4 protein-coding genes are annotated in these 4,088 nt (G+C 73.9%); 3 read left to right on the top strand and 1 reads right to left on the bottom strand.

The features are described 5' to 3' along the window. Positions 1–397: 397 nt before the first annotated feature. Positions 398–1,693 (top strand): MFS transporter, encoded by a 1,296-nt coding sequence (locus E1265_RS34530; RefSeq protein WP_132934903.1) that lies wholly within the window; start codon positions 398–400, stop codon positions 1,691–1,693. A gap of 22 nt (positions 1,694–1,715) precedes the next feature. After that, the gene (locus E1265_RS34525; RefSeq protein WP_132934902.1) at positions 1,716–1,940 is read left to right on the top strand and encodes a DUF2277 domain-containing protein; all 225 of its coding nucleotides are present in this window, start codon (positions 1,716–1,718) and stop codon (positions 1,938–1,940) included. Between the two features lie 56 nt (positions 1,941–1,996). Here the strand turns inward: E1265_RS34525 and E1265_RS34520 are convergent, their stop codons facing one another. Further along, positions 1,997–3,706 carry a DUF885 domain-containing protein gene (locus tag E1265_RS34520; RefSeq protein WP_132934901.1) on the bottom strand — a complete coding sequence of 570 codons (1,710 nt, stop codon included), beginning with the start codon at positions 3,704–3,706 and terminating at the stop codon, positions 1,997–1,999. 51 nt (positions 3,707–3,757) lie between these two features. Here E1265_RS34520 and E1265_RS34515 point away from each other — a divergent pair. Then, positions 3,758–4,088: AAA family ATPase (locus E1265_RS34515; protein WP_165953985.1), on the top strand; the 331-nt coding region annotated here is incomplete at its 3' end.

The raw sequence follows: 4,088 nt of genomic DNA, 5'->3' as shown, positions 1-4,088 counted from the left end.
GTCTCCGACGGCACCTGCCGGGCCCGGTGACACCACCCCCCAGGTCATCCTTGCGACAGGGGGACACAGTCATGCCGGGCCCGGAGGCCAGCGGCCCTCTTGCAGGACCACGAAGAACATAACGGGGGGGGAGCCGGGCCGGGGCCCGGCCGTCCGTCAGCGGAATCGCCTTGGGCGCCGAGCCGCCGCGGGCTAGTGTTCGGTCCGGCGAGTGATCCACGAGGAGGCGAGAGATGCCCGGTCTTCCGAGCGCGCGTTGACGTCGTAGGCCGTGATCGGCCTGTCATCGCGTGCTGCCCTTGATGTCGCGGCACAGCGAGCCTTCCCCTGCCTGCATCGCGGGCGCACCTGGTGCGCCGGGTGACGGGCCTCGTCGTCGGCAGTTCAAGGGATCCTCGTGCCGTCCACCTCCTCCGCCATATCCGATTCCGGTCGATCTGTTCCGCCACGTCTGTGGCGGGATCGCGACTTCCGCAGACTCTGGGTGGGTCAGACGGCCTCCCAACTCGGCGAACACACCACTCTGGTCGTTCTCCCGCTCCTCGCCGTCCTGACGCTCAACGCCGGCGCCGGCGAGTTGGGCGCCGTCCGCGCGGTGGGGCAGGCGCCGTTCCTGTTGCTCTCGCTCCTCGTCGGAGCGTGGGTGGACGGGTGGCGGACCCGCACGCTGATGGTGGTGACGGACGCCGGCCGGACCCTGGTACTCGGCGCCGCCGCCGTGGCCGGTCTCCTCGGCTGGCTCGGTCTGCCCGCGCTGCTCGTGGTCGCCTTCGCCGTCGGGGCGCTTTCCGTGTTCTTCGACGTGGCCTACCAGGCGTCTCTCGTCCGGCTGGTGCGGCGCGATCAGTTGGTGCGGGGCAACAGCGCGCTGGAGGGTAGCCGGTCCGCGGCGCAGATCGCCGGGCCCGCCCTCGGCGGTGCGTTGGTGTCGCTGCTGACGGCGCCGATCGCCGCTGCGTCGAGCGCGGTGTTCTTCGCGCTGTCGTTCCTGTCGATCCGGCGGATCCGTCGGACCGAATCGATCCCGGAGCGCGCCGAACGTCCCGCTCGGGTGTGGCGGCGGATCCATGAGGGCCTCCGCTTCGTCGCCGGGGACGCCTCGCTGCGGACCGTGTGCCTCGCCTCGGCCGCCTTCCAGTTCTCCTTCGCGGCCACGATGACCTGCTATCTGCTCTTCCTGCCGCGGGAACTGCACCTGTCCGGCACCGCCGTCGGGCTGACGCTCGCGGCGACGGGGCCGGGCGCGCTGCTGGGCTCGATGCTGGCCGCTCGCCTGCCGAGCCGGTTCGGTCATGGCGCGGTGCTCGTGTCCGCGGCGGCGCTCGGCGACGGCGTGTTCCTGTGGGTGCCCGCGCTGCACGGCTCTCCCGCGGCGACGGTTTCCGCGCTCCTGGTGATCAACTTCGTGTTCGGGGCCGGCGGCCAGTTGGTGAATGTCACGGTCATGGCGGTCCGGCAGGCCGTCACTCCGGACGGTATGCAGGGCCGCGCGGCCGCGACGATCACGTTCGTCGGCATGGGGATGGCCCCGCTCGGCTCCCTGCTCGGCGGGTTTCTCGCGATGGGGTGGGGGCCGCGCACCAGTCTCCTGGTCACGGCCGCGGGCATGTTGGTGTCCCCGCTGGTGATGGCTCTGTCCCCGCTCGCACGCCTTGGGCGGGCGCTTCCGGCCGTGCGGGACGCGCCGCGATGACGCGGGCGGCACACTGGAGGGCATGTGCCGCAGTATCAAGACGCTCCGCCCGCCGGCCACGCCGGACGTCACGACCGACGACATCCGCGCCGCCGCCCTCCAGTACGTCCGCAAGGTGTCCGGGTTCCGCCAGCCGGCGGCCCACAACCAGGCCGCCTTCGACGAGGCGGTGGCCGCCGTCACGGCGGCCACCGAACACCTCCTCGACCAGCTGGTCGTCCGCGGCGGCGGCAGCCGACCGGCCTGAGTGCGGGCCGCGGGCCGCGCGCCCCACGCCACGCGCCAGCGCGGCGCCTCGTGCCGTCAGCGGAGCGTCGACAGTTCGGTGGTCAGGTCGTCGAGGCCGAGGGAGCCGAGGGAGAGCGCGGCCATGTGCCAGGACTTCGCGTCGAAGTCCGCGCCCGCCGCCGCGCGAGCGGCCTCGCGGCCGGCGACCCAGGCCCGCTCGCCCAGCTTGTAGCTGATGGCCTGGCCCGGCATGCCCAGGTAGCGGGTCAGCTCGGACTCGGTGTACGCCGGGTCGGTGCCGGTGTTCGCCGCGAAGAACTCGGTCGCGAGCTCGGGCGTCCACACCTCGCCAGGGTGGAAGGACTCGTTGGCCGGAATCCGGCGCCCGGTGTGCATGCCGATGTCGATGATCACCCGCACCGCCCGCAGCATCTGGGCGGACAGGTAGCCGAGCCGCCGGCCCGGGTCGGTGAGGAAGCCGAGCTCGTCCATCAGCCGCTCCGCGTACAGCGCCCACCCCTCGGTGGTGGCGCTGACCGAGCCGACGCTGACCTGGTAGCGGGAGAGCTGGTCCTGGACGTGCACCCACTGGGCGAGCTGGAGGTGGTGTCCCGGCACGCCCTCGTGGTACCAGGTGGAGACCAGCTGCCAGAGCGGGAAGCGGGTGGCGCCCATGGTCGGCAGCCAGGTGCGGCCCGGGCGCGAGAAGTCGAGCGAGGGGCGCGTGTAGTACGGCGCGGCCGCGCTGCCCGGCGGGGCGATCATGGCCTCGACGCGCCGCACCGGCGGCGCCAGGTCGACGTGCCGGCCGTCCAGCGCCTCGATGGCCTCGGCCATCAGGTCCTGCAGCCAGTCGCGTATCGCGTCCACGCCCTCGATGGCCTCGCCGTGCCGCTCCAGGTGGTGCATCGCGGCCAGCGGCGACTCGCCGGGCAGCACCTCGGCGGCCACCGCGCGCATCTCGTCGGCGAGCCGGTGGAACTCGGCCCAGCCGAAGGCGTAGACCTCGTCGAGGTCGAGGTCGGCGCCGGTCCAGCGGCGGGCGCCGACGAGGTAGCGCTCGGCGCCGACGCCGTCCGGGGTGCCTGCGGCCTTCGGCAGGTACTCCTCGCGCAGGAAGGCGCGGAGTCGGGCAAGCGCCTCGGTGGCCCTGCCCGCCGCCGCGGTCAGCTCGGCGCGCTGCGCCTCGGGGCCGCCGGAGGCGAACTCCGTGTACCAGTCGGCCGCCAGCCAGGTGTCCAACTGCTCGGCGACGGTGGTCACCTGGCGCGGCGCGGCGGTCAGGCCGCGCCGCGCGCCCTCGGCCAGCGAGGCGGTGTAACTGGCCAGGGAGGCCGGCACGTTGGCCAGCCGGCGGCCGATCACCGCCCAGTCGTCCGGGGTTTCGGCCGGCATCAGCAGGAAGACCGAACGCAGCTGCTGCACGGGCGAGAAGATGTTGGACACCTCCCGCAGCTGCTCGCCCGCCTCGTGCTCGGCGAGCACCGCGGTCAGCCGCTCGCGCAGCAGCCGGCCGGCCCGCCGCTCGACGGCCGGCAGGGCGCCGGGGCCGCCGGCCGCCGCCTCGGCCGCGTCGAGCTCCGCCAGGGTGGCGCGCTGGGCCGCGGCCAGGGCCTCATGCCCGTCGGGTGAGAAGTCCGGCAGGTCGGCGACGCCGGGGCGGATGCCGAGGCTGGTGCCGTAGAGGGGGTCGAGGTCGGCCAGAGTCTCGACGTAGGCGTCCGCGACGGCGCGCGGGGTCGCCGGGCCTGCCGCTTCGGAGGGGGCGGTCGGAGAAGAGGTCATTGTGTCATCCTCGTACAGGGACGAGCCCGGAAGGAAGGACGGACCGCACTGCTGTTCGAACACCTGATCGGACGGGACCACGCGGCCGGCGTGCTCGACGCCGAGATCGCCAGGACCGTGGAGAGCCACGGCGGTCTCGTGCTCGTCACGGGAGAGCCGGGCATCGGCAAGACCGCGCTGGTCACCGAGGCGGCCAAGGCCGCCAGGCGGCGCGGCGCGCTGGTGCTCTCCGGATCCTGCTGGGAGTCGGACAACGCGCCGGGTTACTGGCCCTGGACCCAGGTCGTCCGCGCCCTGCGCCGCGCGCTCGGCCCCGATTCCTGGCCGGCGGTGGAGCGGGCCGCCGGCGGCGGCCTGTCCGCGCTGTTCGCCGGTCCTGCGC

The organism is Streptomyces sp. 8K308 (assembly GCF_004348315.1).
In the GTDB taxonomy this organism is placed as follows: domain Bacteria; phylum Actinomycetota; class Actinomycetes; order Streptomycetales; family Streptomycetaceae; genus Streptomyces.
This window is presented reverse-complemented; position numbering and strand designations above follow the sequence as displayed.

Bases quoted from the DNA above. Each gene is read 5' to 3' on its own strand.
- E1265_RS34525 (WP_132934902.1), top strand. From the start codon at position 1,716: ATGTGCCGCAGTATCAAGACGCTCCGCCCGCCGGCCACGCCGGACGTC.
- E1265_RS34520 (WP_132934901.1), bottom strand. From the start codon at position 3,706: ATGACCTCTTCTCCGACCGCCCCCTCCGAAGCGGCAGGCCCGGCGACC.